A 26297-nucleotide genomic window follows, 5' to 3' on the forward strand; every position below is an offset into this window, starting at 1 on the left:
TTAAGCTCCTTGCGTATTCGATTGCTCTGTACGCTTAAATAGCTCTCTAAATACGGGGTAAATATCGCTCTGTGATTGAATGTGCTTACACACAAAATTATCGAAAGATTGGGCGACCTTTTCATACTCCCGCCATAAGCTCTGATGCTGGCGTTCAGTAATTTCTATGTAAGCGTAATAGCGTAAGCTCGGCAAAATATCCTTGCTCAATAATTCGCTACAGAAAGGAGAGTCATCGGCCCAGTTGTCGCCATCAGAAGCTTGTGCAGCATAAATATTCCAGTCGCTATCCTGATAGCGTTCTTGCACAATCTCATTCATCAGTTTAAGTGCGCTAGATACTATGGTGCCGCCGGTTTCTTGGGAGTAGAAAAACTCTTGTTCATCCACTTCTTTCGCTTGTGTGTGATGCCGAATATAAACCACTTCAACATTCTCATAGGTTCGCGTTAAAAAGAGATAAAGTAATATGTAAAAGCGTTTTGCCATGTCTTTTGTGGCTTGATCCATCGAGCCTGAAACATCCATTAAGCAAAACATCACAGCTTTGCTGGTAGGTACCGGTCGCTTATCGTAATTTTTGAACCTAAGATCGAAGGTATCTATGAAGGGCACCTTCTTAATCTTCGCACTAAGCTGTGCAATTTGGTGGCATAATTCAGCATAGTGGGGCGTATGGGTTTGATGTTCTTCTTCTAATGCATTTTGCTGTGCTTCAAGTTCACGCAATTGACGTCTGTCGCTGGCGGTGAGGGCAATACGACGCGCTACCGCGCCTTTTAAAGAACGAACAATGTCTAGGTTAGAAGGGACGCCATCGGTTTGGTAGCCCGCGCGATAGGTTTCGTGTTGAACAATTTTGTCGAATTGACTCTTTTTCAAATTGGGCAGGGCTAAGTCATCGAAGAGTAAATCCAAATATTCGTCTTTTGAAATTGAAAAAACAAATTCGTCTTGCCCTTCGCCATCGTTACTGGCATCACCTTCTCCCGCTCCTTGGCCCTGACCCGACGGGGGGCGATTAATTTTATCGCCCGCTACAAATTGGTCATTTCCAGGGTGAACGGTTTCTCTTTTACCCCCTTTACCTGTATGAAAAATGGGTTCAGAAATATCCCGGGTGGGAATACTGATTTTCTCCCCGGTATCAAGATCGGTAACTGAACGATTACCAACTGCATCGGAAACCGCGCGCTTAATTTGCTGTTTGTAGCGTTTTAAAAAGCGCTGTCGGTTTACGGTACTCTTCCCTTTGCTATTGAGCCTTCTGTCAATAAAATGCGCCATAAGCACCTGCTAATCAATGAGTGAACAGCCAAATTTGCGTCGCCCCTCAGCGAGGGTTACGACGCCTTACGCACCCGCAGATACCATTCACATAAAAGCCTGACTTGCTTTTGGGTGTAGCCTTTTTCTGTCATGCGATTAACGAAATCATCATGCTTTTTCTGCTCTTCAGCAGAACCTTTGGTGTTAAAGGAAATAACCGGTAGTAGGTCTTCGGTGTTAGAGAACATTTTTTTCTCAATCACGGTTCTCAATTTTTCGTAACTTGTCCACGCTGGGTTTTTACCACCGTTATTGGCCCTTGCTCTCAGTACAAAGTTAACGATTTCATTTCTAAAATCTTTGGGATTGCTGATACCCGCGGGCTTTTCAGTTTTCTCCAATTCTGCATTTAATGAGCCTCTGTCAAACAGTTGCCCCGTTTCTGGATCGCGATATTCCTGGTCTTGTATCCAAAAATCAGCATAGGTGACATAGCGATCAAATAAGTTTTGTCCATACTCAGAGTAAGATTCTAAATAGGCGGTTTGAATTTCTTTACCAATAAACTCAACATACTTAGGTATCAGGAACCCTTTAAGGTGTTCTAAATACTGCTCGCTAATTTCTTGCGGGAATTGCTCCCTTTCTATTTGTCGTTCAAGCACATAAAAAAGATGAACGGGGTTGGCAGCCACTTCTTGATGATCGAAGTTGAATACACGCGACAAAATCTTAAATGCGAAACGGGTGGACAGCCCCTCCATACCTTCATCGACACCAGCATAATCGCGGTACTCTTGGTACGATTTGGCTTTAGGGTCGGTGTCTTTAAGGCTTTCGCCATCGTACACCCGCATTTTAGAAAAAATGCTGGAGTTTTCTGGCTCTTTTAGGCGAGACAACACGGTAAATTGCGCCAAACATGCGAGTGTATCGGGGGCACAGGGCGCACCACTGAGCTCGCTGCTATCAAGCAATTTTTGGTATATTTTGATTTCTTCGCTTACTCGCAAGCAATAAGGCACTTTGACAATATAGACACGGTCTAAAAATGCCTCGTTGTTTTTATTATTTCTGAATGTCTGCCATTCTGACTCGTTTGAATGAGCGAGAATAAGCCCGTCAAATGGAAGCGCCGAAAAGCCTTCTGTCGGGTTATAGTTGCCTTCTTGTGTTGCTGTTAATAAAGGATGGAGCACTTTAATAGGTGCCTTAAACATCTCTACAAATTCCATCAACCCTTGGTTGGCTTTACACAACGAGCCTGAGTAACTGTATGCATCAGGATCATTTTGAGCAAACTGCTCTAATCGACGAATATCTACCTTGCCGACAAGCGCCGAAATATCTTGGTTGTTTTCATCTCCAGGCTCTGTCTTAGCGATACCAACTTGATCCAACACGGAAGGGTAAACCCTAACCACTTTGAATTGTGTGATGTCGCCATTAAATTCATGCAAGCGCTTGCGCGCCCAAGGCGACATAATTGTTTTTAGGTAGCGGGAAGGGATGCCATATTCCTGCTCTAGTAGGTGACCATCTTCTTGCGCGTCGAAAAGGCAGAAAGGATGATCATTAACCGGAGAGCCTTTCAATATATAAATAGGCACTTGCTGCATTAATGCTTTGAGCTTTTCAGCGAGTGACGACTTCCCCCCGCCTACAGGACCAAGCAAATACAGAATTTGCTTTCGCTCTTCTAACCCTTGGGCGGCATGTTTTAAATACGACACAATTTGTTCAATGGCTTCTTCCATTCCATAGAATTCATTGAACGCTGGATAGCGTGAAATAACGCGATTAGAAAAGATGCGACTCAGCGCAGGATCGGTGGAGGTGTCCACCATGTTAGGTTCACCAATGGCTTTGAGTAAACGTTCCGCAGCATTTGCATAAGCCATAGCATCTGACTTGCAAATATCTAGGAACTCTTGGATGCTGAACTCTTCCTGCTTTCGCTCTTCGTAGCGACTTTGATAATGTTCGAAGATACCCATAAATACCCCTAAAAAACGGTTGCCCGTAATTTCATCTTAGACGGTATTGGGAAAAATGGGAGGGATTTACACTAGACTTTCGACGGGTGACATGAAAAAGCCCGTTAATGTAAACGGGCTTTTAAAGGTATATTAAATAACGTAACTTCGAGATTACTTAGCGAAGTTTTCGTTACCAAATTCCCAGTTAACTAATGCCCAGAAGTTTTCTAGGTACTTAGGACGCGCATTACGGTAATCGATGTAGTAAGCGTGTTCCCAAAGGTCAACCGTCAATACAGGTGTGTATTCTTCGCCAGAGATAGGCGTTTCTGCATTGCTAGTATTAACAATGTCTAGGCTACCGTCTGCTGTTTTAACAAGCCAAGTCCAGCTTGAGCCAAAGTTATTAACTGCTTTGTCGTTAAACGCTGCTTGGAAGTCTGCAAACGAGCCCCATTTAGCGTTAATAGCTTCAGCTAGGTCGCCAGTTGGCTCACCGCCGCCATTTGGGCTTAGGCAGTGCCAGTAGAACGTGTGGTTCCATACTTGCGCCGCATTGTTAAATACACCACCTTCAGAAGACTTGATAATTTCTTCAAGGCTTTTGCTTTCCATGTCTGTACCTTCAACTAAGCCATTTAGCTTAGTTACATAGGTTGCGTGATGCTTGCCATAGTGGTAGTCCAGCGTCTCAGAAGAGATATGCGGTTCAAGTGCATTTTTTTCGTATGGTAATGCTGGTAGTTCAAAAGCCATATCGGTCTCCGTTTTTGGTTTCGTGTTTTGCGTCGTGAAGCTCGCTATGCCTGTTCGGCGAGCTTAATTCCTTCGTATATTACAACTAATTGTCCGCTTAATGATATCAAAAGCGTGACATAGATGTAGGGGTAAATTTTGATAACTCAATGACAAATTTATGAAAATTAGGTGCAATAATGAATACAACCCTGTTCTTCGCATTTATCGACCCAGTATAGGTAGAGGGGGGCGCGAATAACAGATCACCTTTTTTCAGCCACGCATAGTGACGTTTTCATCATAGCGTAGGGGAATTTCACGTTTCTGACCATGAATAGTCGCCCCATTTTGTGGTAATCTGCTCTTGATTTCCAACACGTTGGTTCCCACATTTATGTGAATCAACTTTCCGCTGAGAGGATCCAATGGATAATACTGAAACGCAATCCACTGTTGAACGAATTAAACAACAGATTGAAGAAAACGCTATTCTTCTATATATGAAAGGTTCACCTAAGCTTCCTAGCTGTGGTTTTTCTGCGCAAGCGTCTCAAGCGCTTATGTCGTGTGGCGAACCTTTTGCTTATGTAGATATTCTGCAAAACCCAGATATTCGTGCTGAATTGCCAAAGTACGCGAACTGGCCTACTTTTCCTCAATTATGGGTAGACGGTGAACTTGTGGGTGGCTGTGACATCATTATTGAAATGTTCCAGCAGAACGAATTACAGCCACTTATTAAAGAAGTTGCTGAAAAAAATAAGCAAGAAGACTAGTTTAAAAAATAGTATTAAAAAACCGGCTTTATGCCGGTTTTTTCAATTAAAAAGCCCTCATTTACCTTCACTTTTATCTCCCTCAAATACCTATAGACAGCTCAGAAAATAAAATCCTCTACGCCAATAAAATAAATAATTTTTTTCACTAAAATTGTTTGTTTTTTAGTGGCTTACGCTCTATAAAAATGCAGTGCTGACGTCTTGTTGTCAGTGTTGAAGGTATAAAAAATAACATCTCCCTGGGCACATTTTTCGCAATGAATTTGCACATAATAATAAAAATGGCTTACAGGGCAAATCCGGGAAACCATTATGAACACACGCTTGTCTTTATTGACAAAAAACGTCCGATCCGTGCTTGCTGCTTCAGCTGCATTTTCTGTTATGGCCACTGCGCCTGTTTATGCTCAAGAAGCGGAAACGGAAGCCAAAGCAGAAGATTATGAGCAAATAGCCATCGTAGGCTCTCGTGCAGCACCGCGTTCCGTTGCTGATTCTGCGGTACCTATTGATATTATTTCTGATGAAGAGTTTAAGCAGCAGGGCGCTACCGATATGGTGTCTATGATGCAAACTGTGGTGCCGTCATTCAACGTGAACGACCAACCAATTAATGACGCTTCAACCTTAGTACGCCCTGCCAACCTGCGTGGTATGGCATCGGACCACACCCTCGTTTTAGTGAATGGTAAGCGTCGCCACCGTTCTGCCGTGATTACCTTTTTAGGCGGCGGTTTATCTGATGGGGCACAGGGTCCTGATATTTCTGTTATTCCAGCGGCAGCGCTAAAGCAAGTTGAAGTATTGCGTGATGGTGCAGCAGCACAATACGGTTCAGATGCTATTGCAGGGGTCATTAACTTTGTTCTTAACGATGCCTCAGAAGGGGGCTCGTTTGAAGCGCGTTATGGCTCTTACTACGAAGGCGATGGTGACATGATTCAGCTTGCGGGTAATGTAGGCATGCCTTTATCTGAAAACGGGTTTATCAACCTGTCGGCTGAATATCGCACTGCCGACGACACCTCTCGAAGCGTACAGCGTGACGACGCCGCAGAGCTTATTGCCGGTGGGAATAGCTTTGTCGCTGACCCAGCGCAAGTGTGGGGGTCTCCTGAAATTAAATACGACGTTAAGTTATTTGCTAACCTAGGTTTAACGTTATCCGACACCAGCGAAGCCTATATGTTTGGTAACTATGCTGAACGTGAAGTGGAAGGTGGTTTCTATTTCCGTAACCCCCACAACCGTGGTGGTGTTTACGATGGTGGCATTGAAGCGGCCGATATTGATGGTGATGGCGTTATTGGTGAAGACGAAGGTTATCAATTACTTTTAGTGGGCGATTTAACGGGCGATATGTCGGGTAATTGCCCCACCGATATTCGTGTTGGTGACAATGTCCTTGATAACCAAACGTACATCGATCAAGTGCAGAATAACCCTGACTGTTTTGCGTTCAACGAAATTCTACCCGGTGGCTTTACTCCAAGGTTCGGTGGTGTGGTAACCGACATGTCGTTGGTCTTTGGTACCAAAGGTGAGCTAGAAAACGACATTACCTACGATGTAAGCCTAAACCTTGGGGAAAACGAAGTTGATTTCCTCATAAGCAATACGATTAACCCGTCGTTAGGGCCAGATACCCCTTTTGAATTTAGTCCGGGCCGTTATATTCAGTCTGAACAAACGTTGGATATCGACTTTACTAAGCCCTTCGAGATGGGCTTGTACGAACCTTTATTTGTTGCCTCCGGTTTCCAATATCGCCATGAAAGCTATGAAAGTATTGCGGGTGACACTGCGTCTTATGAAATTGGGCCACTAGCCACACAAGGGTTTGGCATAGGGTCAAATGGTTTCCCTGGTTTAGCGGCTAACAGTCAAGGTGAAGTGTCTCGTCACAACATTGCATTTTACGTAGACGCTGAAGCCTACGTGACTGAGAACTTTATGTTAGCAGCAGCATTGCGCTATGAAGACTATTCCGATTTTGGTGATACCACCAAAGGTAAAATTGCGTTTCGATGGCAGGCGCTGGAAGACATTGCATTTCGTGGTGCTTATTCAACTGGATTTAAAGCACCCACGCTGGGGCAAAGTAATGTTCGTAACGTGACCACCGCATTTGGTACTAACGGCGAACTTATTGACCGTGCAACATTGCCGCCTACCGACCCTGTCTCGGTGCTAAAAGGTGGGGAAGCGCTAACACCAGAAGAATCTGAAAGCATCACATTTGGTATTGTGGCTAATTTCGATAGTGGCCTATTTATTACTGCAGATTACTACAATATTGAAGTTACCGATCGTATCAGTACAGCATCGGGTATTGAGTTAACCGATGAAGATATTGCTATCTTGTTAGAGCAAGGTATCGACGATGCGTCTAGTTTCTCTGAAATCAGCTTCTTTACCAATGACTTTGATACAACCACTGAAGGTGTGGATGTGGTGGCTAACTACAGCATGGAAATGCTGGGTGGCGATACTAAGTTCTCCCTTGCGTACAACTGGACATCGACCACAGTGGATGAAGCATCACCGAATATTTCAGAAGAACGTATCCGCATGTTAGAAGATAACCTGCCAGCAGTGCGTTACAGCGCGACAGCGAATCACACTAATGGTGATTGGCGTGTGCTTGCACGTTTGAATTATTACGGTAGCATTTTTGAAGATCACTTAGATTCAGCGTTACCTATCGACAAGGTAGGTTCTGAATTTACCGTAGATTTAGAGGTAGCATACAATGTTTCGGAAGAGTTTACCGTGACGGTTGGTGCGAAGAACGCCTTTGATGAATACCCAGATGAAAATACCCAATATGCAGGCATTGCAGGTTCATTGTATCCGACTACGTCTCCCATCGGCATCAATGGTGGTTTCTATTACCTGAGAGGTATGTACACCTTCTAAAAACTGAAACCGGACAAAAGGGAGCGTTGCTCCCTTTTGTTTTTTTCTTACAGGGCTTTTAAATTTAATGCAAAAAGTACCATTAATTGGCATGATAAGTGTCTTACGTTCAGCAAATTGAAACACCATCCTAAAAATATGACCACGAAGTCGACAGTCGCCGAAACCTTTCTTAAATATCGCTCTAAGCTTATGCGTGCAGTGAGTGCTATTGTTGGCGCTGATGATATCGAAGACATCGTTCAAGAAGCCTTTATAAAAAGTTACGAAGCCGAGTTAAAACAAGAGATACGCTACGAGCGTACGTATATGCTAAAGACGGCGCGTAATTTAGCGTTGAACCATATTGCAAAAGCAGAAAATAAAAATAAACAAACTGTAGATGATATGGATTTTTTGCCTCACGAACTGGTGGGGTACAGCCTAGAAAAAAATGTAGAAAGTAAAGAGCGTTTTATTCACTTTTGCCGAGCCACAGATACGCTATCTGCGGATGTGAAACGGGTCTTTTTACTGAAAAAAGTTTATGGCATGCGACAGAAAGATATCGCTGAGTTGGTGGGACTGAGTGAAAGTACGGTAGAAAAGCATGTCGCCAAAGGTTTAATGTTATGTTCCCGCTATTTAGCCGAACTAGCAAAAGATAACGTGCCCGCCCCGTTATCTAAAAAAGACAATCAGGACATCAGCCGTAGTTAACATGAACAATATTCGTCAATTCTCCAGTAAAGAAGATATTCAAGAGCAGGCTTGTCTTTGGATTAGTCGTCTTGATCGCGAGTTAACAGGTAATGAAAAAGACGCCCTTGAAGCTTGGTTGAAAGAAAGTAAAGCCCATAGAAAAGCATTACTTGAAGCGGCCAGTTTGTGGGATGACATGTCAGTGTTAAACGAATTAAGTGGTTTGTTCCCTAGACAGCCTACCAGTGCTGCCAAAGAAGCAAAGCAAACACGACGACTTCGCACCCGAGCTAAGTGGAGTATTGCCGCCGCCTTTTTAGTTATGGCCGTGGCGGTAGGGGTGCTACTTGAACAAACATGGCTTAATAACACGCCCGTACTTGCAAGCATCACGGAAAAAGTAGAAACCGGTGTTGGCGAGCAAAAAAATATTACGCTTGCAGATGGGTCTAAGCTGCATCTGAATACCGACTCTATCGTTACCGTAGATTTCACGGAAAACGCGCGTAATATCGTGTTGCTAAGAGGCGAAGCTCACTTTGATGTTGCCCATGATACGTCACGCCCTTTTACGGTAACAGCGGGCAACAATACCGTTACCGCCGTGGGCACAGCATTTAACATGCAGTACGTAGATGATCAGGCTTTTGAATTGGTTGTTACCGACGGTAAAGTGTTGGTGGCAGACAGGTTCAATACGTTTAACCGCCAAGGTTCCTTGTTTAGTAATAAACCCAATTCAGAAGAAGGGTTATTGCTATACGCCGGTGAAAAAGCGGTGGTGAAGGGGAAAGTTGAAGAAAAAGAGAACCTTTCAAAAAATGACATTGATGACGATTTAGCATGGCAAAAAGGCATGATAGTGTTTAAAGGTGAACCTCTTGAGTCTGTGTTAGAAGAAATAGGCCGTTACACACCTGTACGCTTTTCTATTAGCGACGAGGGATTAAAGCGTCGGCGTGTTGCAGGCTACTTTAAAGTTGGTGACATAGAAGGCCTATTAGGGGCGCTTAAAAACAGCTTTAATATAGAATACGAAAAAATAACCGAAACCAGCATACAGCTTTCTGTGGCTTCAAGTTAAGTTGCACCGGTGTCGAGAAAGGGCCATCGCCACTTGCGCTTAAATGACTTTCTACCAACCCTGGGCTCGATGATGAGACAGACAAAGATATATCGCCTAGTCACAGGAATTTTACTCGTGGGATTGGGTTTCACGTCAGCGTCTGCCCAACCTTTATTGATTTTAAAGGGCGCCCGCTTGAGCATTACGTCTAGCTTAGCGCAGCAAAACACAACACCCGATGGCCCAATTACCTTTTCTATTCCTGCACAAGATGCCGATGCGGCGTTAACAGAACTTGCTAAGCAAGCGAATACCACTTTGTTATTTCCTTTCGACATTGCCAAACGAGTCAAGGCCAATGCGTTGTCAGGCTCTTTTACCCTTAATGAAGCCTTAGTGTTGCTACTAGAAGGCACGCCGCTTGCGGTAGTTACCAGCGCAGCCGGTGAAATAAGTATACGTTCCAGAGCGGCGTTGGAAGTGAAGGCGCAGGACGGCAGAAAAGTGGCCAAGAACAAGCAAGACGATGGAGAACATCAGCTAGAGCGGATTGCCGTTGTGGGCACACGAAGCACGCCAAGAAGCGTGGTAGATTCACCGGTGCCATTGGATATTATTGGGTCTGATGCCTTGGCTGCACAGGGTAACTCCGATGTACTCTCTATGCTAAGTAGTATGGTGCCTTCCCTAAGCGTTAACGACCAACCCATTAATGATGCAACAAGCCTCGTTAGGCCAGCGAATTTACGCGGTATGGCATCTGATCACACGCTACTACTGGTGAATGGTAAGCGTAGGCACAGATCGGCGGTTATCACCTTTCTTGGTGGCGGATTGTCTGACGGAGCTCAAGGGCCAGATATTTCCGTCATTCCAGCTTATGCGCTTAAACAAGTTGAAGTTTTGAGAGACGGTGCCTCGGCGCAGTACGGGTCAGACGCCATCGCAGGGGTCATCAATTTTGTGCTTAAAGATAGCCCTTCAGGTGGCAGTGTAGCCTTAAAAACAGGGGTATATTCTGAGGGCGATGGAGCGCTATTCCAGCTGCAAGCTAATCAAGGGTTTGCTTTAGGAAATCACGGGTTTCTTAATGCTACGGTTGAATATCGCCAGCAAGAGGGGACCTCCCGTTCAGTGCAGCGCGACGACGCAGCCGAACTCATTGATATGGGAAATACTGCAATAGCTAACCCTGCCCAAGTGTGGGGTGCGCTTGATGTGAATGAAGACGTGAAAATGTCGATAAATACCGGTTGGCGTTTTACAGATCACGTTGAAGGTTATACATTTTCTACTTACGCCCATCGTGATATAGCGGGTGGTTTTTATTATCGCAACCCACAAACTCGAGAGGGCGTATTCAGCCAAACCGACGATGTTTCAGGCGTGCGAACGCTGTTGGTGGGCGACTTAGATGGCGTAGGGCAGGGAATAGCGTGCCCCACCATCGTGTTGGATAGCACAAATGTGTTGGACAATCCGCTTTATCAGCAAATTGCCGATAATAGTACCGAGGTTGGCGCAAATTGCTTTGCCTTTAACGAGTGGTTTCCCGGCGGGTTCACGCCACAATTTGGGGGCACGATCACCGATGCATCACTGACCTCCGGCTTGCGCATTGACCTTAACAATGGCTGGGCGCTAGACGTGAGCGGGAGCTTAGGCTACTCGGATATTGCTTATACGCTGTCGGGCACAGTGAACCCTTCGCTTGGGCCTGATACGCCTCTGACGTTTTCGCCAGGTTCAGTGAGTCAAATAGAGCGAACGTTTAATTTCGACTTAACTAAGTTGATAGACACGCCGCTGGCGGAGCCTGTTAGTTTAGCGTTAGGGGCTGAGTGGCGCAGAGAAACCTACTTTCAGCATGCCGGTGATGAAGCGTCGTTTGAGGCCGGCCCTTTGGCCTACGATCCAAATACGGGGTTATCCCAAGGCTTTTCAATCGGCTCGAATGGATTTCCAGGTTATCAGCCTCAATCCGCAGGACATTGGAGTAGAAGTAACTGGGCATTATATTCGGATGTGGAATTGTTCGTGACCGATCCCTGGCAGTTGGCACTAGCGTTACGGGTAGAGCACTTTACCGACTTTGGATCTACATTTGATGGTAAGTTGAGTACTCGCTATCAATTTAATGATTACACCGCCGTTCGAGGCTCTATCAATACAGGCTTTAAAGCGCCAACGGTAGGCCAAAGCAATGTAATAAACGTGACCACCGCCTATGCTGCAAATGGCTTAGAAGACCAGGCAACGTTGCCGCCCACCGACCTTATATCTCAACAATTAGGTGCTAGTGCACTGCAACCTGAAGAGTCGGTGAACTATAGCTTTGGCGCTGTTATGCAGCTAAATGCAAATATCTTCGCCACGCTGGATTATTTTACAATACGTTTAAGCGACCGTATCAGCACAACCTCAGCGATTCCGCTTACCCAAGAAGATATTGACGCCTTAACGGCGTTAGGCAGAGAAGATGCAGTTAATTACAATGCGGCCAAATACTTCACGAACGATTTTGGTACGCGCACACAAGGCATAGACTTCGTCTTACATTACGAAGAAAACCTATGGGATTGGCAAAATAAACTTATCCTTGCCTATAACTGGACAGATACCCAAGTTGAACGAGTGACCCTATACCCCACCTTAGTCGATGGCGTTATGCAGTTGCGGCCTAACCTCACATCACAGCGTATTCGTATGCTAGAAGACAACCTGCCAGCCCACCGAGGTAGCGTTACCCTAGAGCAAAGTCAGGGCAGGCTTAATTTTATATGGCGAATGAATTATTTCAGTGATTTCTACGAAGACCATTTAGATGCGTCTGCGGGAATGGATATCTACGGCAGTGATACCCTTACATTTGATGCGCAAGTAACTTGGTACTATTCGCCAACAATGAGAGTCACCTTGGGGGCGCAAAACCTGTTTGATAATACCCCTGAAGAAAATCCCTTCAAAGGTGAAGTTGGTGCCTTGTACCCGCCCACATCTCCAGGCGGAATTAACGGCGCATTTTATTATTTAGGCTTTGAATATACGTTTAATTAATTAAATAACCGAGGCGGAAGTGGGTCAGAATGTTAAGAGGAAAGCTTTCTGGGGTGGTGATGATGCCATGCTAGGGCAGGTGACGTTTAAGTCGGCATTGGCAACCGTTGATTACTAGCCGACGTTTTTAAATAGCGAGTCATCAACAATGGTCTGGTCGATGATTTGTTGTGCCATTTGTATACACTTGCCACACTGTGAGCCTAACTCTAATTGCGCACGCAACTCACGCATGTTACCCACACCTTGATCTTGTACAGCAGCGCGGATAGTTTTATCGGTCACACCGTAGCACATACATACAAACATTCATCGTACTCCAAATAAGTCTGTAAATGATAATAATTGCTATTCATTGTTAAAGCAAGTCACTCATCGAAGATTTTGCATGAATTTTCCCCAAACCATCATTTTCCTAAAAACCGAGCAACCAATAAAAAAGGCGCCGAAAGGCGCCTGGTTCATCAGGATAAATTCAGGAAGCTTCGGTGAGGGGCCAGCCCCCTAATGCTTTGTAGCGGTTGACCATGTAGCAAAATAGTTCCGTCGTTTTTTGAGCATCATATAATGCACTATGCGCTTCTTTCTGATCGAAGTGAATACCCGCAGCACGGCAAGCCTTCACCAGCACGGTTTGGCCTAATGACAACCCAGCTAAGCTAGTGGTATCAAAGGAGACAAAAGGGTGAAAAGGCGTGCGCTTTATATTACACCTTGCTATTGCGGCATTGACAAAGCTCTGATCGAAGGTGGCGTTGTGCGCCACAATGACTGAGCGTTGGCAATTAGCGTCTTTTTGCGCTTTGCGTATGCCTTTACATAATTCTTTCATGGCGGCGCTTTCTTCTATGGCACCACGCAATGCGCAAGTTGGGTCAATACCGTTAAACTCGAGAGCAGCAGGTTCTAAATTGGCACCTTCAAAAGGGTCAATATGATAGTGAAAGGTAAGATCAGGATGCAGAATACCCTGTTCATCCATTTTCACGGTTACCGCTGCAATTTCTAACAAAGCGTCTGTGTTTGCGTTAAATCCTGCGGTTTCGACATCGATAACCACGGGGAAATAACCTCTGAAACGGTGAGATAAAGCATGTGAAGACTCAGACATAAACGCTCTTTTACTGATGTTAGACGATGACGAACATACACTAATTTGCTAAGTGTACCCTTATGCAGGTGAGGGATTATGTCAATTAAATAAGTGTGTATCCAGCGATGTTTCGCATTCGTTTCGGTTCAGATGTATAATTGATGGTATATCGAGCTAAACTTTTCTACACTTGGGGCGATATATTCTCTAGACGTTGTCATTTAACGGCCTACGTTTGGTTTTATATTCTTGTTAAGTAGGTGTGGCTGTGAAACTTAAATACTTATTTCTTTTCTGCTTGGTAGCGACGACTTCGGTCAGTGCGGCTATGCGCCAATATGCCGCTACCGTGGAAACATCGTCGTGGGAAGTCGCGGACGCCTCTCGTTTACAGTGTACCCTCAATCATGAATTACCAGGGTATGGAGCTGCAATGTTTACCAGCGTCGCGTCAAAACAACTCAATATGGAATTTGAGTTAGACATGCATTTGCTGCCCAACCATTTTGACGTTGCCGCTGTGTATTCGGTTCCGCCACGGTGGATGCCTGGTGTAGCACCAAAAACCATTGCAGACATGACAATTCGTAAACAATACAACGGTGACTTACCGCAAGACGCTGCTTGGACAATGTTGTCAGAACTCGAAAAAGGATTTTGGCCCACCATTTACTACAACGACTGGTACAACAAAAACGACAAAGTGAGCGTGGCGTTGAACGCAAGTAATTTTGCGCATGTTTACAACGAATTTGTACAGTGTGTATCAAACCTGCTGCCCTATAATTTTGATGATATTGCGTACACTGTATTGTCTTATCAAAAAAATAGTACTGAGCTATCAAAGTACTCGCAAAAGCGATTAACCATGATAGGTGAATATTTAAAAGAAGACAGCGAACTTGAACTGGTGCTTTTAGATGGTTACACAGACAGTTATGGCGGGCGCTGGAACAACGAACAATTGTCGATTAGACGCGCCAATGAAGTAAAATCCTACCTAACAACCCTTGGCGTGCCTGAAGACAGAATTCAGCTTACTGGCCATGGTGAAAAACGTCATATCGCGCCGAACGACACCCGGGATGCTCGGGCGCAGAACAGGCGCGTGGTAGTAAGATTATCTAAGGGTTAGTTCGACTTTTCTCGCCAGGTTTTCACCGTGGGAACCTGGTCTGTGAATACACCATCTACCGCCAGAATATCTTTTAACGTAGTAAGCAATTGCTCGCTGGTGAAACCAGGCGGTAGAGCATCCTTCCTGAAGGTGTAAGGGTGAATAATAAGCTTGTTTTGTTGCGCGAAGGCTAGCCAGGGCTGCGCTTCCACTTTTCCTGCTTTTAGCGCTTCTGTGTTAAGAAGTTGGCCGAGCCATGGCCCAATTCCATCCGCGTATTTAGATACTTCAGCCATGCCTGCTTCTGTACGAAGGTAGGTGTAGTCGGTCGCAGATTCTCCCCAACTATTATCGGCAATCAACATGACTAAATTGCCTTGGTAACCCAATTCATCACGTAATCGTTTCACTTCTGCAAAATCAAAGCACTGAAGATAACTGTTAGCGTTTTTATCTGTCATGCCGTAATCACCTAATGTAGCCAGCACAATTTTGCTGATATCCACGCCTTGCTCACGGTGCCATGCGGGTGATTTGATTTCAGGGTAAATACCAATATCAGTGTCGAATTGGCGGTTCAATTGCGTGATTAACTCAATATGTTCAGCTAATGTGGCAATAGTGAAATGGGCTTGTGTTCCCTGATAACGGTTTGGAAAAACTGGCGAGCCATCGGTATTTTGTCTTTCATGAACCCGTAAGCGTTTCAATTCCGCTAAAGTGAAATCTAGCGCATAGAAGCGACCATCGTCTCGTGCTCTATCACTGTAGACGTCTTCTACATTTGTCACGGTTTCAAGGTGTATGTCGTGCAGCACTACGGGCACACCGTCTTTTGTTATAACGACGTCTTGCTCTATAAAGTCAGGGCGCTGAGCGAAGGCTAAAGTGGCCGCTTCCAATGTATGTTCAGGTAAGAACCCCGAGGCACCTCTGTGGGCAATGATGTCGAAAGGCTCTGCAACACTTAGAGAACTCACTAGCGCTGAGCAGCCAATGAATATGTAACGGGTTAAGCTCATGGTCAATATCCTTGTTGATTATTTGGCTTGGATCAGTTCAATGGCGTAGCCATCTGGGTCACGTACAAATGCAATGATGGTTTGCCCGCCTTTTACCGGCCCAGGCTTGCGATAAACCTCAGCGCCCTGGTTTTCCAATTCACCACAAAACCCGTAAATATCTTCCACTTCAATGGCAATATGGCCATACGCATTGCCTTTGTCGTACGTGTTTTCGCCCCAATTGTAAGTTAGCTCAAGCACGGTGGCGTGGCTTTCATCACCGTAGCCAACAAACGCAAGTGTGTACTCATATTCTTTATTGTCTGAACGGCGTAGTAGTTTCATACCCATAAGTTCAGTATAGAAATGCAAAGAGGCATCGAGATCTTCAACTCGAAGCATAGTGTGTAACATTCTCATTATTTTTTCCTTCGCAGTTATTTTACCTGGTTAACGTAAATCTAATTTACGAAAAATGACAAATATTGGTAGGTTATAAGCCAAGTGTAATTGATTTTTATGATAAAAATGAGTCAAAGGAAGGGATTTGTTATTATCGGTGTTGTTGTGGATATTGCCGTTTTTATGCGCGTTTTTTAAAAATCGTTTGCAGGGGGGCAAATAAAAGGGATATTTAGAAAAATAAAACACAAGTTAGCTAGACTTGTACATTCAATCTGTGTACACTGGCCGCGCTTTAGATAATCAAAGCTATTTCTACTACTGCGTTGTACCCTCTTTATTCTTCTTTTTAAATCGAAGTTTTAATAGATATACATTTGCGTTACTAGCTAATACGTTATGTCTATTGCTTTTCGGTGAAATTCACCATTATTACTTTCATTAAAAAGGTTTATATTATGTCTGATACAGTTAACGGTACAGTTAAGTGGTTTAACGAAGAAAAAGGTTTTGGTTTCCTAACTCAAGACGGTGGCGGTAAAGATGTATTCGTACATTTCCGTTCAATCGCTTCTGACGGTTTCAAAACTCTAGCTGAAGGCCAAGCGGTAAGCTTCAGTGTAGAACAAGGTCAAAAAGGCCTTCAAGCTGCAAACGTTGTTGTTCTTTAAATAGAACTTTAAAATACAACGACAAAAGGCTAAGTTTTTTGCTTAGCCTTTTTAATTTATGCAGTACTTACGTTTTTATTTATTTTTGGTTTGATAAGAACAAAATTTTGAAAGGAATTTTAAAACGAATAAAAAACTAGCAATATTATTATAAAAGAAAAATTATATGTCTCATTCCATTAACGGCGCTTCGCTCCGTACACTCCCTCCTATTTCGACAATCTCAGTAAATAAATTTAACGTTGTATTTACCGATACAGAATGTCAAAAATCTATTCAGTTTCGAAACAATAAAGACACGAAAGTTTTTTTACATTGGTTGCTTAATACCACTGTTGAAAGCATATATGCCTAACGCATCTGTCCTACCAACAACGCAATTTAATACGTATCTCGTTAAATAACTCACAATAAGTTAAAAAGCGAATAAGCCGCATTGTGCTTTTGCGAGCTTGTGTATATATTTTGTTTAGTTGTATTCCAACTCGCAATGGAAAGTCCCTAATAAAAGGGGCGAGAACCTTTATTGGTGATAGGGATTATTTTTTGCTTTCTTACCTTCAATGTTTAAGGGCGCTGTGTTTTTTTAGCCTAGCCGTGGTGTTTCCGGTGTTAGGTGAAGTCGTTGACTTAAAGAATGGCAAAGTGACCCTCCAAGACTCCCATATTTGGCGAGAGTTGCCTGCTAGTATTGAGCTAGCGAATATAGACAGTGCGACATTGCTACTGCCACTTCAAACGGGTTATGAGCACCTACCTATCGCCCCTTCGTTAGGCGGGGAGTCGGGTTCCTACATCACTAAACTATTGTTAAAGCCCTCCGCTGACGGGCGTTATTTTGTGGTCATTAATGCTAATTTCATCGATATCGGGTTATCTGCCTATGTGTCAGGCTCGCAGTCACGCCCCCAGCTTGAGGTTTTTTCACAGTTAGCAGATGATGCTACGCCCCATCTTTTGCACTTCCAGAGTTTCGCTATTCAGGTGAATGAAAGTGAAACCGTTGAGTTATGGTTAGTCATCAAGGCCAAGCAATTTCCTACACCTGTCTCCATTTCATTTTACGACCCAGCCACGTTTTATGAGTACCAAATTTATAATAATGGTTTGTCTATTGCCGCCATAACCACCATGACACTACTGGCACTATTAGCCATTCTGGTGTATTTGAGTACAAAAAAGCGGGTGGCGCTTACGTGTGCGGGTTATTTAGGTTTACATGGCATTGGCTGGGCTGCAGCTTCGGGATTGCTTGACGACTTGTTTAATATTCCCACAAACAGTACCTACTGGGGAATGATGCTGTTTCCTTTTGCCATTGCGTGTGCAGGGCAGTTTGTGTCTGACCTTTTTGATTGCCCATCTAACCATAAAAAGCTCTTTCGGTTTCTACGCGTTTTTAGTGTGATAAGCGTGGTTTTGGGTGTCACCATGTGGTTTTTACCATTTACTACGGGGTTTCTTATTTCCCACTTGCTGGCGATGGTATGGATGATACTCACTCTCAGTATTGGCGTGACTATGCTTAAAATAAGAGACTATCGAGCAAAGTATTTTTTAACAGGTAACCTGCTTTATAGCGCGTCGCTCGGCTACTACATTAGTGCCCACAGCCATTATTTTGGTGAATTGCCCTATTCAGAGTCGGCAGTAGTGGTTGCGTTGTCGGTAGATTGCATTTGCATTTTATTGTGCTTAGCCGAGTGGTTTAAACTGCAACAAATAGAGTTTAATCGAAACTACTATCTGTCTCGAACCGATGCAATGACCAAGCTGGGTAACCGTTTTGCGTTATCTGAGTGTATTGAGCAATTGAATGGCTTTTATGTGGTGGTTTATGTTGATTTAGATGGGTTAAAAACAGTAAACGACAGAAACGGCCATCAAGAGGGCGATAAACTTATCGTTGAAACCGCCAGACTTATGCAGCGGTCATTCAGCCATCGGGGAAGCGTATTTCGCTCGGGCGGTGACGAATTTGTGAGTATTTTACATGCCCAATCCGCCCCTGAGTTAGAGGAATTAACCAAGAGTTGCCGATCGCATATGGATGCATTGTCTTACGAACTTAGTCAGGCTTGGCGTAGGGCAGGGGTGAGTTTTGGTATTGCGACCAGTGTGGAATGTGATTCTGCCAAAGACTGTATTTTCCTTGCCGATAAACGTATGTACCAATACAAATCAATAAATAAGAAACTGGCTTAACGGGTTGATGTTGCTCACACAGTACTCTTACTGTGTTGGAACGCGATAGGTTTGGTATAGGTCGCTACTGTTAGCGGAAGAAGATTTTTGACTGGTGAGTACAATGTTTCCGTTCAACGAAAAATGCCCCTCTTGGCTCTGTATTGTGACAAAGGGCTTTTCCGATTGGTTTTTATAAAATTGAATTTGGTTCTGTTGCCTATCATAAAAGGCAATATGTTGACCACTTTTTCTCACGTTAAATTGCCTACCGTAGAAGGCGGGGACGTTTTCTTTAGGCATTGTAAAGGGAGTCGCGTTACCTCCGCTGTACCATTTGTCGTCCTGGTCTACCCATAACCAATTGTCTGCGAGTGCGTGGTACTGAATACTTTTCCATTTAGGGGGTAAGCGCACCATTGAGTTATCTTCCAAATGGTACTCAACTACTTGCCATGTAGCATCCAGTTTCACACTAAAGGCAAGAACCTTAGGAGACTTAAAAGACACCCCTCTATATTCTTTTTGCGGCAACGGTAACGGTTTGGCTTTCCCCGATTTCACATCTATCACATGTATGGCGTTTAAGGTAAGCGCTGCTATTTTCCTTTGATCCGGTGACCACGCTAAATCTAAATAGTGTCTGCCATCTTCAAAGTGTGTAATTTTGCTTCGCTTTTGCGTATTACGGTTAAATAACCATAACTCTTCATTGCCAGAGCTTAAATTGACATAGGCAGCGTGGTTAGCATCTGGAGACAATACGGCGAGCCTTTCATCAACGCTATCGTTTAGCATCGACACTGACTGTTTGTCTGCCAAATTGTACTCATCTACGTTAACGTTATACGTAAAAGCGGTGAACACATAGTCCACCCCGTTACTGTGGCGCTCAGGTCTATGTAATTGAAGGGGGCCAGTAAATAGAACGGTTTTCTCTCTGCCATCAAGGGTATATTGAACAATGTCTCGGGCAGGGTGCTCTCCCATCAACACAACATGTTGACCATCATGAGACCAAATTCCGCAACAAATATAGGCGTTAAGTTTAAATAACAGGCTTAATTGCTGTGTTTCTAAATCGAGCTGATAGAAGCCTTCCCATTGTTGTTTGTCAGGTGAAGAAATAAGCAGTTTGTTTTCTGTCGGGTGGATATCAAATTGATTATTGCCGGCTAGGTGAATATCAGGCTGAGGGAGCCATTGCGTTGTATTGTCGTCAAGGGAGAGCGAATATAGAGAGTAGGGCATGCCTTGTGCCTGAGACTCAGCAAAAATAAGTAAATTGTCGTTGTGGGTGAATTTTATTCTGCCATAACTGCCTGGGTTACAGGTATAGATAAGCTTTGGGGCAGACATCGACATACCATTAAACTCGCGAATGAAATATTGGCAGCTTTCCGGGTTACCCACTAAATAAACCAATTGAGTACCCGTGTCGTTCCAACTGGCTGGCCCAACGCCTTTTTCTTGTTCATGCTCAATTTCTACTTGTTCGCCAGACAGGGTGTTTTTCACATAAAGCCGAAACTTTTCACCATCATGGTTCATGTAGGTGAGGCGGACGCCATCGGCAGCAAAGCTTGGAAAATACTCACTGCCTTTATTCGATGTTATGGCTTTCGCTGACAGAACGGCGGGTGCTACAGACGGTTTCAAAAAAGAAAACCAAGCCAGAATGCATATAGCGCAAAGCAGAAATATAAAGAGGTAACGCTGGGCTTTTGATTGTTTAGGTAAATGGGGCGTTTGCTGAGTGTCGCCGGTGTTAGCTGCAGTGATTTGGCTTGCGCCTGCAACAAATCGATAGCCTCTTTTGGGCACGGTGACAATAAACGCTGGATTACGCGCATCATCTTTGAGCGCTTTTCTAAGTTTAGTTACGAGTTTGCTAACGGTATTATCACTAACAAACCGACCCCGCCAAACCTCTTCCAATAATTGTGCTTTACTGACAACAAGGTTTTGATGGCGACAAAAGTAAGCTAAAAGTTCGCTTGTCATTGGCTCTAGTCGAACCGCACTATGTTCTTTGGTTAAGGTTTGTTGATGTTCACAAAACTCAAAACCTTTTATTTTCCAGCGCATACTATTCCATTGTTGCCAAAAAAGTTCTTTTAAATCAAAGAAGTCACAAAAAGTCATAACTATTCATTTCATAGTCAGGACTTCACCTTACCCACTTTATACAGTGAAACCACAATTACACTTTATAGAGATAGCACACGAATGAAAAAAATAAGTCTCATGGCGGCGATGATCTATTTGATCAGTATATCACTAAACTTTTTCCAAAATACTTACGCTGATACACACCCTGAAACCACGTACACAATGCCTGACATTATCGCATCTACCGATTTAAGTCAGGCAGATAACATTGAAAAAATACTGTCATCAGAAGAACTGAAAAGAGATTTGCGTGCATTTGCACGTTCTCTAACCCAGAGTGATATTGTGAAGCAAAGCCTGTTCAACAGAATAGCCTTGCTGTCTTTAAGGGATGAATTAGATCACATCAATGAAACGGTTACCCAATCTAACCTTGGTGTCGAATTTATTCACTATCAGTTGTTTCATCAAACGTGTTTGGCACTCAAGAACAAAACACGAACACAGCCAGCCTTCGCTGACGAAACGCAGGGGTTGCAGGGGTTAATAACACATCAATTTGAACGTCTCAGTGACGAGGAGTTTGTGCAGATGTCGTTGGCCCTTGGGTGGTCAGTGCCCAATGCTGAACGCTATGTGGTGAACGTATACAAGCAGCTTCAGGGTAAGGGTTTATTGTCACAAAGTGACATGATGAATATTGCGGTGAATACCCATTTGTATCATGTGCTGAATAGGGTGATCCCCGTTGCCAATAAAGTGATTAAGCAAGAGCAAGATAGGCGATTTATTATTCAACCTGACGTGTTGATAACCCTTGAAAATGACATCGAATTGTCGGCCACTATTGTCAGGCGCCGAGGCCAAAAAATGCCTAATACCACAGCGTTGCAATTCACTATTTATGCTGACGAAAAGGCGCATATAAAAACGGCCATGCACGCCGCTGCACATGGATACATTGGTATGGTAGCCAATTCACGGGGCAAGCGTTCAAGCAGTAATGCTATTGTTCCTTGGGAGCACGAAGGAGAAGATGCGGCCGCGCTTATTCATTGGATAACCAAGCAGCAGTGGAGCAATAAGAATGTGGTTATGTATGGCGGCAGCTACAATGGTTTTACGCAATGGGCAACGGCTAAGCATATGCCAAAAGGGCTGAAAGCAATGGCACCTTATGTGGCGGCAAATTTGATCACTGGCTTGCCTTATGAAAATAACATTGCCTTAACCGGAAATTTCCAATGGCCGCTATATGTAACCAATAATAAGACGGTAGACAATAGCGTTTATAACGATTGGCAGCGCACAAACGCGGTTATCTCTGAGTTATACACCAGCGGTCGGCCCATGGTAGATATCGATGACATAGCAAACAGGCCTAGCCCTTGGTTACAAAAATGGTTAGCACACCCAGAAGATGATGCCTTTTATCAGCGTATGGTTCCCCATCAGGAGGAATACAAAGCGATAGACGTCCCGGTATTAACCATTACTGGGTACTTTGAAGGGGGGCAAATTTCAGCCCTTAACTATTTAAATGAACACTATAAATACAATGACCAGGCCAACCACACGTTATTAATTGGCCCATATAACCATTGGTCGGCACAAAATAAACCCCGCTCGCATCATGGGAATTATAAGCTTGACCCTGTGGCACTTGAAAAAGACACGGAAGAAGTGGTTTTTGCGTGGTTTGATCACCTGTTGAAGGGAGCAAAAAAACCAACGTTAGTGCAAAGTAAGGTGAATTATCAAGTTATGGGGGCGAATGAATGGCGGTTTGCCGACTCGCTGCGTGAGTTGAATCAACACACGGTAAGCTTTTACATACAAAAAAACACGCCGAATAAGATGCAAACATATTCGCTAGGCCGCGTTGTGCCATTACGCTCGCAGCAATACATCGAACAGGTTATTGATTTAGCTGACAGAAGCGAGCAACGAAACCTGGCGCCTAGACAGGTTATTGGCAGCCGCATCGACAAGCAAGGTGGGATACAAATAGAAACCGACGTGTTCGAACAAGATATGGAATTAACCGGGGCTATCACAGGCTATTTCGATATTGAGGTTAATAAACACGATGTTGATATTGGTTTTAATTATTATGAAGTGACCAGAAATGGCGAAGTAATTCACCTCAATAATTATCGCAGTAGAGCGAGTTATGCCGACGATATGGGCAGCAGAAGGTTGCTTACTCCCCACAAAAAGCGGCGCGTTCCAATTGTGAATGCACGTTTTACGTCAAAGCTTATCGAAAAAGGCAGTAAACTCGTTTTGGTTTTAAATGTGAATAAGAATATGGACGCTCAGGTAAACTTAGGGACGGGGAAATCAGTCAATCACGAGGATATTTCACAAGCGGGTGAACCATTAACACTGAAATGGTATTTATCGTCACAAATCAATCTTCCCCTTAAGCCATGGGTGAAGAGCGAATAAATCGTACTTCACCCATGGCTGTTGGATGAAAAAAGTTGTGATTATTTCTTGGCCGCTGCGAATAATGAGATAACAACATTTGATAAGAGGTATCTGGCGGCTAAAAAAAACGTAGTGGAGAAGTGTATATAGAGGGGTTGCGAGCCCACATATTCATAAATACGAGTATGTGATTGGACTTTGGTAACGGATGGAGTGGCGAGCGTGAATGAACAAACCTAAGAAAACGCTTTTTGCTGAAGCTATGGAGCAACATAAGGGCATTGTATTTAAAATTGTGAATTCATATTGCCAAAATCGAGATGAGCGGCAAGACCTTGCGCAAGAAATACTGACAACCATGTGGCTTGCTTATGATAACTACGACAACGAACACAAATTTTCTACCTGGATGTACCGCATTGCATTAAATGTCGCCATTTCTTACTACCGCAAAGACAGTAAGCGAATAGGCAGAGCAAGTGAAGATGAAGAATGTCTTGTTCACATTGCTGACTTCTCACAACAAGAAGAGCGAAGCGAGGAGGTGATGTTGCTATATCGATTCATAGGGCAACTGGATACGTTGAATAAAGCCATCATGCTGCTTTATTTGGAAAGTGAGCCGTATGACAGCATCGCACATAGTTTGGGAATAAGTAAAACCAATGTCGCTACACGCATTAGCCGAATTAAAGAGACATTAAAAAAACAGTTTGAATCACAGGATGTTTAATATGAATTTAGATAACTTCAAAGAAACGTGGCAGCAACAAAATAGCGATACAGCAGCCATTACGATTAACCAAACAATGCTGACCGATATGAAAGTAAATAAACAAATGAAAGCGCTCAATAATATGAAGTGGGCGCGAATTATTGAGGGTGTCGCGTTCTTCGCTATTATTGTTCTTTTGGGGCAGTATATCGCTACTGACTTTAGTCTTTCAGCGCCCACCATATCGGCCGTTGTTTTAACTATTTTTGCTATTGTTGGGCTGGCGGGAAACATTGGTCAAATCGTGCTAATTTCAAAAATTGATTACGCCAAGCCGGTTAGCCAGCTGCAAAAAGATATTTACCGGGTCTGTTCACATAAACTACAACTGACTAAGCTGTTATTGATGTCAGTACCTTTTTATCTGGCGTATGTATTTATAGGGTTCGATGTACTGGTGGGAATTGACTTGTTTCCACATTTAGAGCAACACATGATTTGGATTTATTCTTTATCATCACTACTGCTTTTAGCTGTAACCACCACGCTGCTAACTAAATTACACTACGACAATATTGAGATTTCATGGGTTAAAAACACCATTAGAGTTATTGTGGGAGAGCGTTTAGTCAATATGGCTCAATTTATTAATAATATTGAATCTACCCACCGCTAACCGCCACGCTGTGGTTCTACTCTTCTAGCCTTAACGCCAATGCAGTACGCAGACAGCTTAAGGCTGGGTTTATTTTTTACCACATGAGATTAGGCGTTGAGGCTCAGTTGCCAGTACCCAACATCTAACCACTGATCAAATTTAAAGCCTACCTTAGAAAAATGCGCAACTTTTACCATACCTAGTTTTTCATGCAAGCCAACACTCGCTGGATTTGGCAAGGTTACGCCACCAATGACACTGTTTATTCCTAGAGTTTTCAGCTTATTAAGGAGCGACGTGTATAACACTGTACCTAAGCCTTTTCGTTGAAACTCATTAGAAAGGTAAATTGTTGACTCTACAGAAAAGCGATAAGCGCTTCGTTCCTTCCATTTCGTAGCATACGGATACCCAATAATCGTCTCGTCTATCACTGCCACAATACATGGCAAATTAGCCTCTACTACTTTTTTTAGCTGAATAGACTATAAAGCGACAATTAACTTGAACGGTTCGCTAGCACCGAACAGGAGTAGGTTTGTAGTTTGTTTAACCCATTCGTGGTTATCAGCCAGGTCATGCAGGCGTGTTCGCCGATAGTCACCAATCAGACAAGCTAGAACGACTTTGCCGATATATTGCACGACCGGCCATCAGTGAGCAACGATTGAGTATGACGAATGCAGGTAAGGTGCGTTATGAACTCAAAACGCCCTACAAGGACGGCACCACCCACGTATTTTTCACTCCACTGGATTTTATAGGCAAACTAGTGGGACTCGTGCCACCGCCCAGACTCAACTTGACTCGCTTTTATGGCGTATTCGCGCCCAATAGCAATGAGCGTGCGCAGGTTACGGCTTCACAAAGAGGAAAGAACAGTCCGAAATTAGCCGAGAATGTAGAAGGTAGTGATAAGCCGTATCATGCAAGAAGCATGAGTTGGGCACAGAGACTCAAGCGAGTCTTTAATATAGATATTACTGTTTGTGAGGCGTGTGACAAGACCCATGTAAAGATTATTGCTTGCATTACACAGCCCAACATTATTCATAAAACATTAGCGTATTTGGATAAACAAGGCTCTTCTTTCACTGCCAATTCAACCAGAGCGTCACCTTTTTAAAATTCAGAGCCAAAAACGATAGTAGATGATTACACTATTCAAAGAGACTTTGATTTTGGTGCATAACATAAAAAGCAAAGATGCTTTTTCTTAGGTAGGTTAAGTTGCATTCCACAATAAATATTTCAGTACCAATGGTCAGCTAAATCAATAACGCCAATGCTACCCTGTTCTCAAATTTCATCGATAAGCGTAACCAACGACCACTAGACCACACCAAAATATAACTGCGACAAAGGGGAGTAGATAGTGTTAATTTGACTTATACTTTCACTATAAATACTGCTATAGTTA

General features: G+C 43.6%; 21 protein-coding genes. 12 read left to right on the forward strand and 9 right to left on the reverse strand.

Annotated features, from left to right (window positions below; all coding sequences use genetic code 11):
* The 3 genes from EP13_RS05950 to sodB all read right to left on the reverse strand — a co-directional run bounded on the left by EP13_RS05950 (position 1) and on the right by sodB (position 4004).
* On the reverse strand, positions 1–1287 hold the full coding sequence (locus EP13_RS05950; protein WP_044056499.1) for a YeaH/YhbH family protein: 1287 nt from the start codon (positions 1285–1287) through the stop codon (positions 1–3).
* A gap of 56 nt (positions 1288–1343) precedes the next feature.
* Positions 1344–3266, reverse strand: a complete 1923-nt coding sequence (locus EP13_RS05955; RefSeq protein WP_044056500.1) for a PrkA family serine protein kinase — start codon at positions 3264–3266, stop codon at positions 1344–1346.
* A 153-nt stretch (positions 3267–3419) separates the two neighbouring features.
* Positions 3420–4004 carry a superoxide dismutase [Fe] gene (gene sodB, locus EP13_RS05960; RefSeq protein ID WP_044056501.1) on the reverse strand — a complete coding sequence of 195 codons (585 nt, stop codon included), beginning with the start codon at positions 4002–4004 and terminating at the stop codon, positions 3420–3422.
* A 407-nt stretch (positions 4005–4411) separates the two neighbouring features.
* On the opposite strand from sodB, the gene EP13_RS05965 reads away from it, so the two are divergent.
* The 5 genes from EP13_RS05965 (at position 4412) to EP13_RS05985 (ending at position 12488) form a co-directional block, all read left to right on the forward strand.
* The gene (locus EP13_RS05965; protein WP_044056502.1) at positions 4412–4762 is read left to right on the forward strand and encodes a Grx4 family monothiol glutaredoxin; all 351 of its coding nucleotides are present in this window, start codon (positions 4412–4414) and stop codon (positions 4760–4762) included.
* 315 nt (positions 4763–5077) lie between these two features.
* Positions 5078–7684: a TonB-dependent receptor plug domain-containing protein gene (locus tag EP13_RS05970; protein ID WP_044056503.1), complete on the forward strand. Its 2607-nt coding sequence runs from the start codon at positions 5078–5080 to the stop codon at positions 7682–7684.
* 138 nt (positions 7685–7822) lie between these two features.
* Positions 7823–8383 carry an RNA polymerase sigma factor gene (locus EP13_RS05975; RefSeq protein ID WP_081869562.1) on the forward strand — a complete coding sequence of 187 codons (561 nt, stop codon included), beginning with the start codon at positions 7823–7825 and terminating at the stop codon, positions 8381–8383.
* 1 nt (position 8384) lies between these two features.
* The gene (locus tag EP13_RS05980) at positions 8385–9449 is read left to right on the forward strand and encodes a FecR family protein (RefSeq protein WP_044056504.1); all 1065 of its coding nucleotides are present in this window, start codon (positions 8385–8387) and stop codon (positions 9447–9449) included.
* Between the two features lie 177 nt (positions 9450–9626).
* A complete protein-coding gene (locus EP13_RS05985) occupies positions 9627–12488 on the forward strand; it encodes a TonB-dependent receptor (RefSeq protein WP_231497929.1) in 2862 nt (953 codons plus the stop codon).
* A gap of 114 nt (positions 12489–12602) precedes the next feature.
* On the opposite strand, the gene EP13_RS05990 is transcribed toward EP13_RS05985, so the two are convergent.
* A complete protein-coding gene (locus tag EP13_RS05990; RefSeq protein ID WP_044056505.1) occupies positions 12603–12797 on the reverse strand; it encodes a bacterioferritin-associated ferredoxin in 195 nt (64 codons plus the stop codon).
* 166 nt (positions 12798–12963) lie between these two features.
* Positions 12964–13599, reverse strand: coding sequence for a ribonuclease T (gene rnt, locus EP13_RS05995; protein ID WP_044056506.1), 636 nt, complete (start codon positions 13597–13599; stop codon positions 12964–12966).
* A gap of 244 nt (positions 13600–13843) precedes the next feature.
* On the opposite strand from rnt, the gene EP13_RS06000 reads away from it, so the two are divergent.
* Positions 13844–14716 carry a flagellar protein MotY gene (locus EP13_RS06000; RefSeq protein WP_052364303.1) on the forward strand — a complete coding sequence of 291 codons (873 nt, stop codon included), beginning with the start codon at positions 13844–13846 and terminating at the stop codon, positions 14714–14716.
* Here the strand turns inward: EP13_RS06000 and glpQ are convergent.
* A complete protein-coding gene (gene glpQ, locus EP13_RS06005; RefSeq protein WP_044056508.1) occupies positions 14713–15720 on the reverse strand; it encodes a glycerophosphodiester phosphodiesterase in 1008 nt (335 codons plus the stop codon). The two genes, EP13_RS06000 and glpQ, sit on opposite strands and share 4 nt — an antisense overlap.
* Positions 15721–15738: 18 nt before the next feature.
* Positions 15739–16122 (reverse strand): lactoylglutathione lyase, encoded by a 384-nt coding sequence (gloA, locus tag EP13_RS06010; RefSeq protein ID WP_044056509.1) that lies wholly within the window; start codon positions 16120–16122, stop codon positions 15739–15741.
* A gap of 440 nt (positions 16123–16562) precedes the next feature.
* On the opposite strand from gloA, the gene cspE reads away from it, so the two are divergent.
* Both cspE and EP13_RS06025 read left to right on the forward strand, forming a co-directional pair.
* Positions 16563–16775 carry a transcription antiterminator/RNA stability regulator CspE gene (gene cspE, locus EP13_RS06015; RefSeq protein ID WP_044056510.1) on the forward strand — a complete coding sequence of 71 codons (213 nt, stop codon included), beginning with the start codon at positions 16563–16565 and terminating at the stop codon, positions 16773–16775.
* Between the two features lie 546 nt (positions 16776–17321).
* On the forward strand, positions 17322–18980 hold the full coding sequence (locus EP13_RS06025; RefSeq protein ID WP_044056512.1) for a GGDEF domain-containing protein: 1659 nt from the start codon (positions 17322–17324) through the stop codon (positions 18978–18980).
* A 27-nt stretch (positions 18981–19007) separates the two neighbouring features.
* Here the strand turns inward: EP13_RS06025 and EP13_RS06030 are convergent, their stop codons facing one another.
* A complete protein-coding gene (locus EP13_RS06030; RefSeq protein ID WP_044056513.1) occupies positions 19008–21104 on the reverse strand; it encodes a winged helix-turn-helix domain-containing protein in 2097 nt (698 codons plus the stop codon).
* Between the two features lie 84 nt (positions 21105–21188).
* Between EP13_RS06030 and EP13_RS06035 the strand changes: the two genes are divergently transcribed.
* From EP13_RS06035 to EP13_RS06045, 3 genes are all read left to right on the forward strand, one after another.
* Positions 21189–23522, forward strand: coding sequence for a CocE/NonD family hydrolase (locus tag EP13_RS06035; protein ID WP_052364304.1), 2334 nt, complete (start codon positions 21189–21191; stop codon positions 23520–23522).
* Positions 23523–23730: 208 nt separating this feature from the next.
* The gene (locus tag EP13_RS06040; protein ID WP_044056514.1) at positions 23731–24237 is read left to right on the forward strand and encodes an RNA polymerase sigma factor; all 507 of its coding nucleotides are present in this window, start codon (positions 23731–23733) and stop codon (positions 24235–24237) included.
* A gap of 1 nt (position 24238) precedes the next feature.
* Positions 24239–24895 carry a hypothetical protein gene (locus EP13_RS06045; protein WP_044058780.1) on the forward strand — a complete coding sequence of 219 codons (657 nt, stop codon included), beginning with the start codon at positions 24239–24241 and terminating at the stop codon, positions 24893–24895.
* Between the two features lie 89 nt (positions 24896–24984).
* Here the strand turns inward: EP13_RS06045 and EP13_RS06050 are convergent, their stop codons facing one another.
* Positions 24985–25329 carry a GNAT family N-acetyltransferase gene (locus EP13_RS06050; RefSeq protein ID WP_231497930.1) on the reverse strand — a complete coding sequence of 115 codons (345 nt, stop codon included), beginning with the start codon at positions 25327–25329 and terminating at the stop codon, positions 24985–24987.
* A gap of 134 nt (positions 25330–25463) precedes the next feature.
* Between EP13_RS06050 and EP13_RS06055 the strand changes: the two genes are divergently transcribed.
* A complete protein-coding gene (locus EP13_RS06055) occupies positions 25464–26003 on the forward strand; it encodes a transposase (RefSeq protein ID WP_408605301.1) in 540 nt (179 codons plus the stop codon).
* The last annotated feature ends 294 nt before the right edge of the window (positions 26004–26297 follow it).

It is taken from the genome of Alteromonas australica, from assembly GCF_000730385.1.
In the GTDB taxonomy this organism is placed as follows: Bacteria; Pseudomonadota; Gammaproteobacteria; order Enterobacterales; family Alteromonadaceae; genus Alteromonas; species Alteromonas australica.

Bases quoted from the DNA above. Each gene is read 5' to 3' on its own strand.
- EP13_RS05950 (WP_044056499.1), bottom strand. From the start codon at position 1,287: ATGGCGCATTTTATTGACAGAAGGCTCAATAGCAAAGGGAAGAGTACC.
- EP13_RS05955 (WP_044056500.1), bottom strand. From the start codon at position 3,266: ATGGGTATCTTCGAACATTATCAAAGTCGCTACGAAGAGCGAAAGCAG.
- sodB (WP_044056501.1), bottom strand. From the start codon at position 4,004: ATGGCTTTTGAACTACCAGCATTACCATACGAAAAAAATGCACTTGAA.
- EP13_RS05965 (WP_044056502.1), top strand. From the start codon at position 4,412: ATGGATAATACTGAAACGCAATCCACTGTTGAACGAATTAAACAACAG.
- EP13_RS05970 (WP_044056503.1), top strand. From the start codon at position 5,078: ATGAACACACGCTTGTCTTTATTGACAAAAAACGTCCGATCCGTGCTT.
- EP13_RS05975 (WP_081869562.1), top strand. From the start codon at position 7,823: ATGACCACGAAGTCGACAGTCGCCGAAACCTTTCTTAAATATCGCTCT.
- EP13_RS05980 (WP_044056504.1), top strand. From the start codon at position 8,385: ATGAACAATATTCGTCAATTCTCCAGTAAAGAAGATATTCAAGAGCAG.
- EP13_RS05990 (WP_044056505.1), bottom strand. From the start codon at position 12,797: ATGTTTGTATGTATGTGCTACGGTGTGACCGATAAAACTATCCGCGCT.
- rnt (WP_044056506.1), bottom strand. From the start codon at position 13,599: ATGTCTGAGTCTTCACATGCTTTATCTCACCGTTTCAGAGGTTATTTC.
- glpQ (WP_044056508.1), bottom strand. From the start codon at position 15,720: ATGAGCTTAACCCGTTACATATTCATTGGCTGCTCAGCGCTAGTGAGT.
- gloA (WP_044056509.1), bottom strand. From the start codon at position 16,122: ATGAGAATGTTACACACTATGCTTCGAGTTGAAGATCTCGATGCCTCT.
- cspE (WP_044056510.1), top strand. From the start codon at position 16,563: ATGTCTGATACAGTTAACGGTACAGTTAAGTGGTTTAACGAAGAAAAA.
- EP13_RS06030 (WP_044056513.1), bottom strand. From the start codon at position 21,104: ATGACTTTTTGTGACTTCTTTGATTTAAAAGAACTTTTTTGGCAACAA.
- EP13_RS06035 (WP_052364304.1), top strand. From the start codon at position 21,189: ATGAAAAAAATAAGTCTCATGGCGGCGATGATCTATTTGATCAGTATA.
- EP13_RS06040 (WP_044056514.1), top strand. From the start codon at position 23,731: ATGAACAAACCTAAGAAAACGCTTTTTGCTGAAGCTATGGAGCAACAT.
- EP13_RS06045 (WP_044058780.1), top strand. From the start codon at position 24,239: ATGAATTTAGATAACTTCAAAGAAACGTGGCAGCAACAAAATAGCGAT.